Source organism: Streptomyces griseoaurantiacus, assembly GCF_036189845.1.
GTDB lineage: Bacteria > Actinomycetota > Actinomycetes > Streptomycetales > Streptomycetaceae > Streptomyces > Streptomyces griseoaurantiacus.
Map to the genome: position 1 here is coordinate 2,655,101 of NZ_CP108326.1, position 14,771 is coordinate 2,669,871.

The following is a 14,771-nucleotide window of genomic DNA, read 5'->3' on the forward strand; positions in this document are numbered from 1 at the left end:
TCACGCCTCCTTGCCGGCACGCAGTTCGACGACGAGACGAGTGAGTGTGGTCCTCACGGGGTGGCTGGAGACGTCGGTGGCTCCTCGGAACTTGGCACGGCGGGTGCCAGGTGGGAAGCGCAGGACTCCGTTCTCCACCTCGCAACCGTCCACGGCGACGAGTTCCGCCCAGTCGAGACGCGGGCGCCCCCCGGAGCGGACGTCCAGTTGGGCGACCGGCACCATCGGCACGATCTCGTCACCGCGCCCGATCCTCACCTCCGCGGTGATCAGCCACTCCCCCTGGTCACCGATCGTCGCGTCGAGCGCGTCCAGTTCCGGGACAACCGGCCCGGAGGGCACCTTGGCCTTGGGCCGGCTCTTGACCGTCAGCGCCTTGCTCAGGACCTCACCGCCCTCGTTCCTGCCGCGCCGGGGGCGCGCGACGAGTTCCCTGACGGCGTTGTTGACCTCGGTGGTCAGATTCTGGATCCGTCGATATGCGGAAGGAGACCAGCGCAGGGTCAGTTCCTCCGTCTGTCCCCAGCGGTCGTGCTCGGGCGGTTCCGCCGCTCGCAGGAAGTCCTCGGCCTCCTTCGCGAAGGGTGCCGACGCGCCGGCGGCCTCGCCGACCAGGACGACGGCCTGGAAGGGGTTGGTGCCGAGCGGCAGGTTCGGGACCGTGGCCTTCCTGACCGTCATGCGATTCCCTCGCAGGGAGTGCACCTGGTTGATAGGGGTGTCCCGGTCGCCGTCAGCCTCGGTGACCAGCAGGACCGCTTGGTGAGTGCCGAGCGTCGCCCCTCTGGCGCCGCCGGTCAGTGGCAGTTTCAACGGAACGTTCCTGGACGCCACCTGACCCGATTCGGTGAGCCGGTCCACCGTTGTGCCCTCGTAGTGGGCCCGCAGGGCGCGGGTGCGGGAGGGTTGCTCGACGGACGGGTCCACCTTCGTCTCAGCCACGACCACCTCGTCGTTGCGCATGGCGCGGACGGAGGCTTCCAGCAAGGGGAGTCGGCCGCCGCCGCCGACCATGGCCGCCCAGAAATCACGGCCCAGTGCCTCCACCAGGCGGTGATGCATCCTCTCGATACCGCGTGAGTCCTCGGGGCCTTCTTCGTCGCGCTGCCTGCCGTCCTCGTACGACGCCTTCCCTTCGAGGCTGGCCACGTCATGTGCGCCCACGATGAGGAAGGAGGTACCGGGTTCGCCGTTCTCGCGGTTCAGGTGGAGGCGCTTCACGGTCTCGTCGTCCGCCCACCAGGAACGGGCGACATCGGCGCCCTGTGTGTCGGGGTCGGGGCGCCCGAACCACGCGGGTCCCGCATAGGCGCGTCCGTCGACCTCCCGCCAGGGCAGTTCGAGCCGGCCGATCAACCGCCGCTCGGTACGCCCCTCGTGCGGCACGGACAGCGTGGAGTTGATGAGTACAAGGCCGAGAGCGCTGGTGGCCCACAATGTCGCCTTGCCCAGGCCGTACGAACCACCGGCGGCGGGACCCGACTTCAGGCTCTCGAGCTGGCGCCTGACGACGGCCGCGAACTTGCCGTCCGCGTAGTCGTCGCCGGTGAGTCCGGACGCGTTGTAGTCGTCGACCCGAAGCAGGACCAGACGGCCCCGCTCGTACATGTCGCGCACACCGGCATCGACGACCCGTCCGACCTTCTGGTTGCCGGCGGTCTCCGAGACGGCGGAGTAGTGCGGGAAGAGGTCGCTCCATAGAATCGCCTCACGGAAGGCGTCCAGATGTTCACCGGTCAGTTCGTGCAGGGTGTAGCGGACCCGAACCGGACGACCGTTCTCCGTCAGGCGCTCGTCGAGGCTGTTCTGACATGTCTCGCGCGCGAGGACCTGTACGTCGGCGTCGAAGGCGAACGCGGCGGCATTGCCCAGGTCTCGACCACCGTCGAGATAGCCGGGGCGGTGGTACCAGGTGACCGGAAGGCCGGCCTGGGTGTCGGTGGTGCGGGTGTGCACCGTGCCGACGTCCGTACCGAGTGCGTCGGCGATCTCTGTCATGACAGTCGGTCGTGGGGTCGACCGACCGGCGATCCACGCGGACACGGCGGCTCGGGTCAACCCGAGCTCTTTGGCCAGTTCGGCCTGTGTCTTCCCCGCGAGCTTGAGCTGCCGGGCCAGCCACGGCCCGAACTCCTCACCTGTCTCCACGTGCCACCTGCTCTTCCTCGGGTCGTACGGGGAGGCTAATTTGACGATCACGATCACGTCAACTGACAGTTAACAACACGACACTCCATGAGCAGGTCCACTCGACTGCCCGACTTGCCCGATTGGTGAGGTTCGGTGCTCTTTGTGCAGCCCGCACGCTCAACTCCCGTCAGGGGAGCACTCGTTGGGGTTGCCAGCGCCCCAAAACCTCGATATGTTCGACAGGTTGGAAAAGCCGACTCGTTCGCGAACCCAGTTCCGGGGAAACGGGCGACAGGGGGAGAAGTGTGTCCAGAGGCATTGAATTCCCGTACAGAAAAACGTTTTTGACGGAACGCTGGTGGACACCGGGATCCTTCCGCTAGCGTGGTCGGCGGAAGTAGTTACGCAACAACGACCTTCCACTTCATGGGGCGTGTCCCGCTTACACCCCTGTGCGGTCAGAAGAGAAATCACTGAACAGGGGTGGGGCGCTTTGAACGAGGACGATTGCTTTCCCTTAATGCTCTCGCAGCGGGAATGCGGCGCGCTTTACATGGACATTCGGACGGCGGCGAGCAGGGCAGAAGTGGCGGACATCTTGCCCCGGCACCACCTGTCCGAAGACGACTTCGTCGCGGGCTTCCCGCAACTCGCGAAGTGGGTTCAGGACCTGCCGGACGACATCCCTCCGACCGGCTGACCCTCCGCAAGCGCCCTTGCCCGCATGAGCTCGGCGTTCCCGGCTGCCCGCCGGACGCGCCGACCATCGGGGTCCAGTGAACCGCGGGCCGGCTCGCCCACAACCGGCGAGCCGGCCCGCGGCCCGGATCTTCATCCACTTCACGGCATCAGGAGCAAGTATGTCGTCCTCTTCCTCAGCGGTGATCGCCACCGTTCTCGAACAGTCCTCCCGTGTCCTGCAGACCTATTCCGTGGACCCTGGCCTCGTGGCCGAGCACGCCAATGGCGAGCGCCGGATCACGCAGGGCGGGTATGGCGATCGTCAGCTTTTCGAGCTGGTACAGAATGCTGCCGATGAGATCGCGAACGAACCCGGCGGACGCGTCCATGTGGTTCTTACGGAGTCGCGCCTGTACTGCGCCAACGAAGGAAGTCCGGTCACCCCGGAAGGGGCGGAAACCATTCTTCGAATGAGTATGTCCAAGAAGCGCGGCGGGCAGATCGGACGATTCGGGGTGGGGGTCAAGTCGGTTCTCGTGGTGACCGACGCACCGGAATTCTTCAGCCGCACCGGAAGCTTCGGATTCGACCGCGCATGGTCCTACCAGCAGATCAAAGCCGTGCCCGGCGTGACGGAACGCTACGGCCCGGAGTTCGACGCCCCCGTCCTGCGGATGGCCCGCCCGCTCGACATGCGAGCCGAACGCGCCGCGGACCCCGTCCTCGACAAGCTGCTGACCTGGGCGACCACGGTCGTCCGGCTCCCGCTGCTCAAGAAGGCCGACGATCGGCTGGGGAAGGACATGCACGGCAATCGGGGCAAGGACCACGGCGAGCCGCGTGAGGAGTTCCCGGTCGGGTTCCAGCTCTTCTCGCCGCACGTGGCCGAGGTCGTGCTGGAGGATCATCGCCCCCGGCCCATGGCACGCCGGACGCTGACCGTCCAGCAGTCCGGAGATCTGCACACCGTGACCGAGGAGCGTACGGGGAAAGCACTCTCCACGGAGCGTTGGCGAGTGTTCACCACCGCGCACGAACCGGGTCCCGCGGCCCGAGCGGACGCCGGCGAGCTGCACGACCGGGTCACGCTCGATCTGTCCTGGGCCGTCCCTGTGCTGGAGAAGGATGCCGAGAGCGGCATGTACGTGAGGTCGGCCCGCTCACGGCGACGTGGCAAGTTCTGGTCCTTCTTCCCCACCAAGTACGAGATGTCCCTGGACGGCATCCTCAACGGGGCGTGGAAGACCAACGAGGACCGACAGAACCTGCTCGACTCCTCTCCGTTCAATCAGGAGATGATCAGGGTGTCGGCCAAGCTGGTCGTCGATTCCCTCCCCGCTCTGGTCCCCGACGAGGATCCCGCCGCCTACCTCCCCCTGCTGCCCGGCCGGGTCAGGGAGTCGATCAGCTGGGCCGACGAGTTCCTGACCCGGGAGATCTGGGCCCGCACCGCCACGAGCCCTTCACTGCCCGACCAGGACGGTGTTCTGCGCACTCCCAAGCAGTTGCGCATCCACCCGCGGTTGGACAAGGACTTGAAGCAACTGTCGCGGTGGTTGCGGATGTGGCACGAGTGCCCTGGACGTCCCTCGGACTGGCTGCACCCGAGCGTGGAGGCCGATACCTTGCGCTCGGGCAAGGTCGAACACATCCTCGGCGCCGCCGGCCACCAGCGGGCAGGGGTCCGCGACTGGCTGGAGGCCCTCGTCGCGAACGGCACCGCCGAGGCGTCGGCTGTGGCCGTCCGCATCCTGGCCGACATGATCGAAAGCAACTCCCCCTTCGCCGACGAGGCCCGCAAGGCGCACGTCGTGCTGACCGAGGAGCACGGGCTGGTTCCCCCGGTCCACGGCAAGGTGTTCCGTCGGGCAGAGCACCAGGACGGGCTGCGCGAGTCCACGGTGTACGTCGTCGACGAGATCGCCCAGGACCCCTCTCTGGCACACGCGCTCAACGTCCTCGGCATCCGCGAGGCCGACGTCGAGGGTCGATTCGCCAGCGTCCTGGACCAGGGCTTCGACCACTACGGGGAGTCCGACTGGCAGCGCTTCTGGGAGCTGTTCCGCCAGGCCGGCGTCCATCGGCTGGCACACAAGGTCATGGAGCGCGTGCCCGAGCCGCGCACGACGCTCCGGGTGCGGACGGCCGACAGGCGCTTCCGACCGGTCACGGACTGCATGCTGCCCGGTGTCGTGGTCGATGCCGAGCGCGACCCGAACGTCGCGGTCGACATGAAGTTCCACTCCGACGACGCATTCTTCTTCTCGCTGATCGGCCTTCGGGAGCGCCCGACCGGCGGCGTGCAGCCGCAGGCCGACGAAGCTTGGTTCGAGGAGTACCGAGCGGTCGTCCACGCTTCCTACTTGAAGTCACTGGACAGTCATGCACCCCGTCCCGCGCTGAACCGGATGAAGGTCGAGGGCGCCGCCATCGGTGGCCCTCTCCATCTCTTCCGCGGCCTGTCCGAGGAGTCCCGCGCCGCTTTCCTGAAGGTGCTGCCCGACGACGCCGTGGTGGACAACTGGACGCGTCAGTACGGCGCCCAGACCGGCACCCGACAGGCGGTGATGTCCCCGATCCGATGGATGCTGCGCAAGCACGGCAGGGTCGCCACCTCCCAAGGGATCAAGCCGCTGACGGAGGCCGTCGGCCCCCAGCTCGCTGCCTACCGCGATGTGCTGCCGGTCGCCGACATCTCTCCGGAGAAGGCTCGCAAGTTGCGTCTGCCGATCACGGTCGACGAGGTTCCCGCAGACCGCTGGGACGCGCTGTTGGCCGAGGTGTCCCGCAGCGAGGACGACGCCTTCGTCGGCTCCACCTACGTGATGCTGACCCGGTTCGGGGCGGACTTCCCCGCGGACTCGTTGACCCGCTGCCGGATCGGTGACGCATGGGGCACCCGCCCCGACGACGAGATCACCCTCGCCGTCGGCGCCGCCGAATACCGGGCCCTGCGCGCCGAACAGCTCCCCGCCCTGCTCGTGTCGACCGCGGACGACGCCGAGCTGATGGTCGAGAAGTGGGGCATGCTCCGCTACGCCGACGTGATCAGTCGGGAGACCCGCGAGGTACCCGAGGGCGACCCCGTGCCCCTCGTCGAGCTGTTCCCGGCCCTGCGCCAGCGTCTCAACAGCGGCAACCGGAACAGCATGGTGCAGCGGTGCACCGAGCTGGAGGAGGTCACGCGTACCCCCAACGGTACGCAGACCTCTCCCTTGGACGCCGTGCGCCAGGACAGCACGGTCAAGATCCGCGTGCCGCGAGAGCCGGAACCCATGTTGCGGCTGATCGACCGCGAACTCGGTCTCGGTCTGGGCGCGGCCGGCTGCCGCGCGGTGCTGGAGCACCAGGACCGCATGGCCAAGGACAGCGCTCTGAAGGCGGCACAGAAGGCCGTGCGCGACACCGAGGACGTCGTGACCAAACTCGAGCTGCTGATCGGCGCGGAGGCGCTCAGGGCGGGACTGCCCGAAGGGCTGATGGATGCCGAGCTGCAGGCCACTGGGGGTGCGCAGCCGTCCGGGCGCCGTATCGCGCAGATGGCGTTCAACGCGCACGGCGACGGGGTGCTCCAGCAGCATGCCCGGGACATTCAGGCTCGCTTCCCGAGCGCCCCGGTGGCGTACGGGGGTTCGTCGGCTGCCATCGCGTTCGTGTCCGACCTGCGGTTGCCCGTGACGTTCGCCGGTTCCAGGACTCCCTCGCCCCCTCCCTTCGAGACGATCGAGGGGCCCCGGGATTTCCCCCGGCTCCACGGCTACCAGGAGGAGCTGGTCCGGAACATCTCCACCCTGCTCGACCGGCTGGCCCCGCAGCGCGGCATGCTGTCCCTGCCCACCGGTGCCGGCAAGACGCGGGTCACCGCCGAGGCCGTGATCCGCTGGGTGAAGCGGGTCGGCGACCTCAAGGGTCCCCTGCTGTGGATCGCCCAGACCGAGGAACTGTGCGAACAGGCCGTGCAGAGTTGGAAGTTCGTCTGGAACAAGGTCGGTGCCGAGCGGCCGCTGACCATCAGCCGACTGTGGAGCAGCAACGAGGTCGGCAACGTCGTGGATCATCCCCATCTGGTGGTCGCCACCGACGCGAAGCTGCAGCGGTGCCTGGGCACCGACCAGTACGCGTGGTTGCGGGAGCCCGCGCTCGTGATCGTGGACGAGGCGCACACCGCCATCTCCAAGCGGTACACGGAGATCCTCGGCCTGTTGGGCCTGACCCAGTACGAGACCCACCGGCACCTGCTCGGTCTGACCGCCACCCCGTTCCGCAACACCAACGAGGACGAGACCCGCCGGCTGATCACGCGCTTCGGCAACCGGCGCCTCGACGAGGGGGTGTTCCCGTCCGGAGACCCGTACCGGGACCTGCAGGAGTGGGGCATGCTCGCCCAGGTCGAGCACCACACCCTGGAGGGCGGTCGGATCGTTCTCGACCAGGACGAGAAGACGCACGCCGATCGGATGGCCGTGTTGTCCCGTGCCGCCGAGCAACGACTCGCCGACGACCACGCGCGCAGCCTGCGCATCGTCGAATCGGTGGCCGCGCTGCCGGCGGACTGGCCGACGCTGCTGTTCGCCACCTCGGTCGACCATGCCAAGTATCTGGCGGCCATGCTCAACGATCTGGGCGTCCGGTCGGCCGCCGTGGACTCGACGACGAGTACGCAGGACCGTCGGACGCGGATCGAGGACTTCAGGAACGGTCGCATCCGTGTGCTCACCAACTACGGTGTCCTCACCCAGGGATTCGACGCTCCGGCGACCCGGGCGGTGGTCGTGGCCCGGCCGGTCTACAGCACCAACGTGTACCAGCAGATGATCGGACGCGGCCTGCGCGGCCCCAAGAACGGCGGCAAGGACACCTGCCTGATCCTCAACGTCGACGACAACATCGCCAACTTCGACACCGCGCTGGCCTTCACCCAGTTCGAGCACCTCTGGAGCCGTAAGTGACCGACGCCTATCTCGACAGTCCGCCGCTCACCGAGGAGCAGCTGGCCGTCGTCGAGCAGTCCTGGGACGCGCGGGTCCTGGTCACGGCCGGAGCCGGCGCGGGAAAGACGCACACGCTGGTGCGTCGGCTCGACGCGTTGTGCGGTCACGAGGACCCGGAGGAGGCGTTGGACGCCGCCGACATCCTCGTGCTCACGTTCTCCCGTGCGGCAGCCCGCGAGTTGCGGGAGCGGATCACCCGCCACGGCGACCGGGCCCGCCGGGTGCGGGCCCAGACCTTCGACGCCTGGGCGTACGGGGTGCTCGTCCAGGCATATCCGGACCGGGACTGGGCGACGACCCCGTTCGACGAACGGATCCGGGCCGCGACGGTGGCCGTCGAGGAGCGCGCGCTGGAGTCCGGCGACTCGGTCCCTCCGTCCCATGTGGTGATCGACGAGGTGCAGGACCTGCTGGGCGATCGTCGGGAACTGGTGGAGGCACTGCTCGACCGGTACCGGGACAGTTGCGGGTTCACCGTGGTCGGTGACGCCGCCCAGTCCGTGTACGGCTTCCAGATCGAGGACCCGGCCGAGCGCAACGACGAGACCGGCCGGTTCTTCGAGTGGCTGCGCAGTTCGTACTCCGATGACCTGGTGGAGCTGCGTCTCACGGAGAACTTCCGGGCCGTCACCCCGGAGGCGCGCATCGCGCTGTCGCACGGCCCCCGGCTCCAGCAGGTCCGGAACGCCGACGAGGCCGCCGTGCTGTACGAGGAACTGCGCGACCTCCTGCTGGACCCGGTGAACTCGCTGGGCGATCTCACCGACGAGTACACGCTCCAGGGTCTGCGGGACCTCGAAGACACCTGTGCCGTCCTCACTCGCGACAACCGGCAGGCCTTGGTGGTCTCCCGGCTGCTCCACGAGAACGGCATCGAGCACCGGCTGCGCCGCCCCCTGGAAGAGCGGCCGGTGCCCTGGTGGGTGGCCGAGCTGCTGCGCCGTACCGAGGCGACCGGGCTGTCCGAGGAGCGCTTCCGTTCTCTGCTGGAGCAGATCCCGCTGCCCCACGAACCGAACGCGGGTGCCCTGTGGACGGTGCTGCGACGCGCGACGCGCTCGCCCGGGCGCGCCGCTCTCGATCTGGACCGGTTGCGTCGCCTCGTCGCCGACGGCCGGTTCCCCGACGAGGCGGCCGATCCGGAGACGGGCCGGATCGTCGTCTCCACCGTGCACCGTGCCAAGGGGCTGGAGTTCGACCGGGTGATCGTCCTGACTCCACCGACCGTCGCCGAACTTCACAAGCAGTACGGCCGCGAGGCGGACCTCCCCGCGGAGGCCCGCGCCCTGTACGTGGCGATGACCCGCGCCCGACAGGACCTCTACCACGTCCGTTCCCCCGAGTTGCCGATCATCAAGAGGGCGGGGAACCGCAAGAACGGCCGGCGGTTCGTCGGCGGATGGCGGTCGTACGACCGGTTCGGCGTCGTGGCCGAGGCCGGTGACGTGTGTCGGGACAATCCGCCCGGCCACACGACCGACGCCGTGGCGACCCAGGCCTACCTCCTGCGGGAGGTGGGCCCCGGCCAGGAGGTACTGCTGCGCAAGCGCCACGATCTGCCGGCGGGCGAGACCCAGAGCCCCCCGTACGCCCTGCTGCACCGGGGACGGGAGATGGGCGAGGCGTCGGAGCGGTTCCGCCAGGAGCTGTTCCGGGTGCAGAAGGTGAACCGTACCTGGGACCCGTGGTGGCCGGACGAGATCCACGGCCTGCGGATCGACACCCTGGAGACGGTGGCGGGCGGCGTCGCGGCCGGGGCCAACGCCGGTCTCGGCGACCGAGGTGTGTGGATCGTGCCGCGGATCACCGGACTCGGCATGTTCCGAAGAGCTGAAGGGCAGGACGCATGACCCACGTGACGGATCGGCACTCCGAGCATTACCGGGTGCGGGACGAGGAGCTCCTCGTGGGGCTGCGGAGGGAACTCTTCGGTCCCCCGGAGGACGCGGCACCGGAGGATCGGGACGAGGTCCTCACCCAGGACGCACCGATCGACCGCTACCTGACCGGCGTGCTGTACCCGCGTGCCTCGCGTGAGCGGAGGGTCGAGAACGCCGCCGAGCAGGATGGCCCGGACGCCGCGCCCGTACTCGCCCGGGAGGACGCCGAGGAGGCAGGCGCCGCGCAGGAATCCGGTGTCTCGGGCGACAAGCGCCCGTCCTCCATGGGGCTGACCTTCGCGGTCTCCCCAGCCATAAGTGACACGATCGTGGTCTCGACGCGCGCGGCGGTCTACGAACCCACCGATGCGGACGGCAACCCGGTCCCGGCCCGCCGCGCCGAGGCCCGGACCGTCGCGGAGCAGCGGGAGCGGTGGCAGCGCAAGGAACTCTCGCTGCCCGAAGAAACCATCGACGTGACCGCTCCCACGCCGGGCAGGCTGGTCGACCTTCTCCCGGACAGGGTCGCCCTGCACATCATCGTCCGGCGGCCTGACCCGGTCACCGGCACGGTCACCGTCACGGTCACACTGATCAACAGGCAGAAAGTCGGTGATCGGGACCTACAGGACGCCTTCGCCCTGTTCCAGTGCGGCCTGGTGGTCTGGGCCGCCGACGGCTCCAGCGCCTTCGTCGAGCGTCCCGCCCCGGACGCCTCGCACGACCCGGAGATCGCCACCAGTCGCCTGCTGCACCGCCATGCCCCGACCTTCGCCATCGGTCACGGATGCGCCGCCGCCTGGGACTGGGTCCCGTCACCGATCGGGGTGAGCGACAGCGTCCAGGCCGCCGTCCCCGAGGTGCGCAGCGATTTCGTCCCCAGCGTGGAGGTGCTGCTGACCGACTCCAATCCGGAGATCGACAGTTCGTCGCTGTCGATGCTGGGGCTGGCCGAGAAGTCCGACACCGAGGTTCTGTCCGCCTTGGGGGCACTGGCTGCGGGATACGAGGACTGGATCGCCCGCAAGTCGGCCGAGGTCGACTCCCTGGTGGGCGGCCCCCACGAGCAGCCCGGGCGGGACCAGGTGGACGCCTGTCGCGAGGCTCTCGGCCGGATCCGCGAGGGCATCGAGCTGCTGCGGTCCGAGCCCGACCTCATGCGGGCGTTCCGGCTCGCCAACCGGGCCATGGCCGACCAGCGTGCCCGCAGCGCCTGGGTGAAGGGCGGACGCATCGGCGATCCCGATCCGTCCGCCGGCCGTTGGCGTCCCTTCCAGATCGCCTTCCTGCTGCTCTGTCTCGCCGGCATCGACGACCCCGAGCACGCCGATCGGAAGATCTCGGATCTGCTCTGGTTCCCGACCGGTGGTGGCAAGACCGAGGCCTACCTCGGTCTGATCGCACTGACGTCCTTCCTGCGCCGCATCCGCAAGGGCGCGAGCGGCGGCGGTGTCACCGTCCTCATGCGTTACACGCTGCGGTTGCTCACCCTGCAGCAGTTCGAACGTGCGGCGATCCTGCTCTGCGCCATGGAGCACATGCGTCGCCGCACGCCCGAGCTGGGCGACGAGCCGTTCTCCGTCGGCATGTGGGTGGGACGCTCCGCCACCCCCAACACGCTGGCCGAGGCCGCGACCAGGCTCGCCGAGCTGCGGGCCGATCTCGGCAGGCGGCTCGCCACCGAGAACCCCGTCCAGTTGCACGCCTGCCCGTGGTGCGGCACCCGTCTCGACGCTCGGGACTACGAGACCGACGAGGTCGCCAAGCGGATGTACGTCCGCTGCCCCGGCGAGGACTGCGAATTCGCCGGCGGCCTACCCGTCCATCTGATCGACGAGGCGGTGTACGACGCGCGCCCGACGCTGGTGATCGCCACCGTCGACAAGTTCGCCTCGATGCCGTGGCGCCCGGCGACCTCCGCGCTGTTCAACCGGGACGACCCGGCCGATGCCACTCCTCCCCCGGAGCTGATCGTCCAGGACGAACTCCACCTGATCTCCGGGCCTCTGGGGACTCTGACCGGCCTCTACGAGACCGCTGTCGACGCGCTGGCCGACCGGCCGAAGGTGATCGCCTCCACCGCGACCATCCGACGCGCCGCCGACCAGGGCCGCCACCTCTTCGCCCGCGAGGTGCGGCAGTTCCCGCCTGCCGGACTGGACTCCCGCGATTCGTGGTTCGCCGTCGAGACACCGCGTGAGGAGAAGGCCAGCCGTCGCTACGTCGGCCTCCTGGCCCCCGGCACGAGCCAGTCCACGTTGTTGATCCGTACCTACGCCACATTGCTCCATCGCGCTATGCGGGCGGACACCGACGACAAGGTGCGTGACGCGTACTGGAGCCTCATCGGTTACTTCAACAGCCTGCGACTGCTCTCCGCGGCCGAACTCCAGGTCCACGACGACGTGGTGGCGTACCTGGAACTGCTCGCCGAACGCGAGGGTGTGGCGGTGCGCCCGACGGCCAACTACTCGGAGCTGACCAGCCGCATCGACGCCAGCGAGATCCCCACACGTCTCAAGGGCATCGAGAAGAGGCTCCCGGACGAGGACACCGTGGACGTCCTGCTGGCCACGAACATGATCGCGGTGGGCGTGGACGTGGACCGGCTCGGGTTGATGGCCGTGATGGGCCAACCGCAGACGACCGCCGAGTACATCCAGGCCACGAGCCGTGTCGGTCGTGCCCACCCCGGCCTGGTCGCCGTCATGCTCAACGCGGCCCGTGCTCGGGACCGTTCGCACTACGAGAACTTCCAGCACTATCACGCGGCTCTCTACCGCGAGGTCGAGTCCACCTCCGTGACCCCGTTCTCCGCCCGCGCGCGCGAGCGGGGACTGCATGCGGTGATCGTCGCTCTGGCCCGCACCCTGATTCCGGCCGCCCGCCCGAACGAGAGCGCCGGACAGGTGGAGTCCTACGAGCACATCCTCCGGACCCGCATCAAGTCCCTGCTCCTGGACCGTGTCCGCGCGGTCACTCCCTCGGAGGCCGAAGCCGTGGAGCAGGGCTTCGAGGATTTCGTCGGCTGGTGGTGTCAGGAGGCCGACATCCACAGCGGGTTGCTCTTCGAACCGAAGCGGGGCAGCCGTGCCCCGTCGATCCTGAAGTCCTACGACGACGAGACCGAGGACCGCGAGGCGTGGCCCACCCTGTGGAGCCTGCGCGACGTCGATGCCGAGTCGGCCCTTTTCATGGAGGGAACCCGATGACTCCACCCCCCGCACGTCGTCGCCGCGCCGCGGCGAACGGCGCCGTCCCGTCCCACAACCTGCCTCGCCGCGGCACGGTCCGCCGCGCCCAGGTGATCACCACGTACGGTGTCGGATCGCTCATCGCCGTCGACCACGAGTCCTTCGTCGTCTCGGGGCTGGACGACGCGGACCGGAGCTGGAACAGGGACGAGGCACCGATCGTCCACGAGCGGAGGCTGGAACGCCTGCTCGGCGTCCACCACTTCCGACTGCCGCCGGCGTCCGAGGACGCCAGCAGGGACGGCCTTCGGGTCCGTCGCTTCCCGTCGATGCACTCGTGCCCCGAGTGCAACGAGCTGCAGCCCCACCGCGACTTCTCCCCACCAGCCGGACGGAGCGTCTGCGGCACGTGCGAGGTGGACCTCGTCCCCTCCCGCTTCGTCGTCGCCTGCGAGGCCGGCCACCTCGACGAGTTCCCCTACTGGCAGTGGGTGCACCGCTCGTCCGACCGGGACGCCACGAGGATCGGGAAGTGCGGCGGGAAACTCAGGATGCGTACCTCCGGACGCACCTCCTCGCTCCGCTCCATCGTCATCTCCTGCACCTGCGGTCAGGTGCCCGAGGTCTCGATGGAGGGCTCCTTCCGCAGGAACGCGCTGAAGGACCTGCGGCTCACCTGTCGAGGCGCTCGTCCGTGGCTCGGCTTCTCCGCCACGGACCCTGCGGGATGCGGGCTTCCCCTGCGCACCCTGCAGCGTGGCTCCTCGTCCGTGTGGCAGCCGGTGTTGAAGTCGGCGCTCTCCATCCCCCCGTGGAGCAACGGTCGTGCCGATCCGCTGGCGGAGCACTGGGACGCTCTCCGGCATCTCGAGAGCCGCGAGCACATCGAGATCTATCTCAAGGGGGCGTTCAAGGGCGCGTGTCCGGTGCCTCTGGACGAGGTCATGGTGCTGCTCGACGCGGAGCGCGAGGAGGACCCGGAGGGTGAGACGGCACCCACCTTCGACGATCGGTACCGTGCTCTGCGCAACAAGGAGTACGACAGCCTGCGCACCGGCAACGACGAGAGCGAGCACTCCCACGACGAGCGGTTCGTCTGCGAGACGCCTCTCGGCGACCCGGGTGTCCTCCGGCCGCTCGGGATCACCGGCCCGATGCTGGTGAAGAAGCTCCGCGAGGTGCGCGCCGTGAAGGGGTTCACCCGGCTCGTCGACGCCGAGGCGACGACGGAACCGAAGGAGATGCCGCTCTCCCAGAAGCCGTTGGCGTGGTTGCCGGCCATGGAGGTCCAGGGCGAGGGTGTCTTCCTGCGCCTCGATGGGGACCGACTGGCCGCTTGGGAGACGACACCGACGGTGGTGGCACGGGTCGAGCTCATGCGTGCCGCTCACCAGCGGGTGCTCGACCAGCGTGCCGACGATCCGAGCAAGGCCGTGCTGTCTCCCGCGACTCCTCGCATGGTGTTGCTGCACACCCTGGCCCACGTCCTCATCAATGAATGGAGCCTGGAGGCGGGCTACCCGGCCGCTTCTCTGCGTGAGCGCCTGTACGCCGCCGACGACATGGCCGGGGTGCTCATCTATACGGCGACGAGCGACTCGGCGGGCAGTCTCGGCGGTCTGGTCGCGCAGGGAGAACCGGAGTCCCTCGACCGTACGACGCGTTCGGCGATCCGCCGGGCCGAGTGGTGCTCCTCCGACCCCCTCTGCATGGAGGCCGAGGCGGCCGGCTCGGCCGGGACGAATCTCGCTGCGTGTCACGCCTGCGTGATGCTCCCCGAGACGAGTTGCGAGCACAACAACATCCTTTTGGACCGTGCACTGTTGGTGGGTACTCCGGAGGATCCGGTGCTGGGTTTCTTCGAGCCCGTTCTCGGCAGTTAGCGCTTGCCGGTT

6 protein-coding genes are annotated in these 14,771 nt (G+C 68.8%); 5 read left to right on the forward strand and 1 reads right to left on the reverse strand.

The window, feature by feature from the left end; translation table 11 throughout:
• Positions 1 to 2,148 carry a helix-turn-helix transcriptional regulator gene (locus OHB09_RS11760; protein WP_328923010.1) on the reverse strand — a complete coding sequence of 716 codons (2,148 nt, stop codon included), beginning with the start codon at positions 2,146 to 2,148 and terminating at the stop codon, positions 1 to 3.
• Between the two features lie 475 nt (positions 2,149 to 2,623).
• On the opposite strand from OHB09_RS11760, the gene OHB09_RS11765 reads away from it, so the two are divergent.
• The 5 genes from OHB09_RS11765 (at position 2,624) to drmB (ending at position 14,759) form a co-directional block, all read left to right on the forward strand.
• Positions 2,624 to 2,830 carry a hypothetical protein gene (locus tag OHB09_RS11765; protein WP_191853163.1) on the forward strand — a complete coding sequence of 69 codons (207 nt, stop codon included), beginning with the start codon at positions 2,624 to 2,626 and terminating at the stop codon, positions 2,828 to 2,830.
• A 160-nt stretch (positions 2,831 to 2,990) separates the two neighbouring features.
• Positions 2,991 to 7,760 carry a DEAD/DEAH box helicase gene (locus tag OHB09_RS11775; RefSeq protein WP_406307935.1) on the forward strand — a complete coding sequence of 1,590 codons (4,770 nt, stop codon included), beginning with the start codon at positions 2,991 to 2,993 and terminating at the stop codon, positions 7,758 to 7,760.
• A complete protein-coding gene (locus tag OHB09_RS11780) occupies positions 7,757 to 9,652 on the forward strand; it encodes a UvrD-helicase domain-containing protein (protein ID WP_328918913.1) in 1,896 nt (631 codons plus the stop codon). Before OHB09_RS11775 ends, OHB09_RS11780 begins: the two co-directional genes overlap by 4 nt.
• The gene (locus OHB09_RS11785) at positions 9,649 to 12,894 is read left to right on the forward strand and encodes a helicase-related protein (RefSeq protein ID WP_328918912.1); all 3,246 of its coding nucleotides are present in this window, start codon (positions 9,649 to 9,651) and stop codon (positions 12,892 to 12,894) included. The genes OHB09_RS11780 and OHB09_RS11785 overlap by 4 nt, the downstream gene beginning before the upstream one ends.
• On the forward strand, positions 12,891 to 14,759 hold the full coding sequence (drmB, locus tag OHB09_RS11790) for a DUF1998 domain-containing protein (protein ID WP_234527087.1): 1,869 nt from the start codon (positions 12,891 to 12,893) through the stop codon (positions 14,757 to 14,759). Before OHB09_RS11785 ends, drmB begins: the two co-directional genes overlap by 4 nt.
• Positions 14,760 to 14,771: the final 12 nt, after the last annotated feature.

What these genes read in the sequence shown, in the direction of transcription:
- OHB09_RS11775 (WP_406307935.1), top strand. Translation starts at nt 2,991, where the DNA reads ATGTCGTCCTCTTCCTCAGCGGTGATCGCCACCGTTCTCGAACAGTCC.
- OHB09_RS11785 (WP_328918912.1), top strand. Translation starts at nt 9,649, where the DNA reads ATGACCCACGTGACGGATCGGCACTCCGAGCATTACCGGGTGCGGGAC.
- drmB (WP_234527087.1), top strand. Translation starts at nt 12,891, where the DNA reads ATGACTCCACCCCCCGCACGTCGTCGCCGCGCCGCGGCGAACGGCGCC.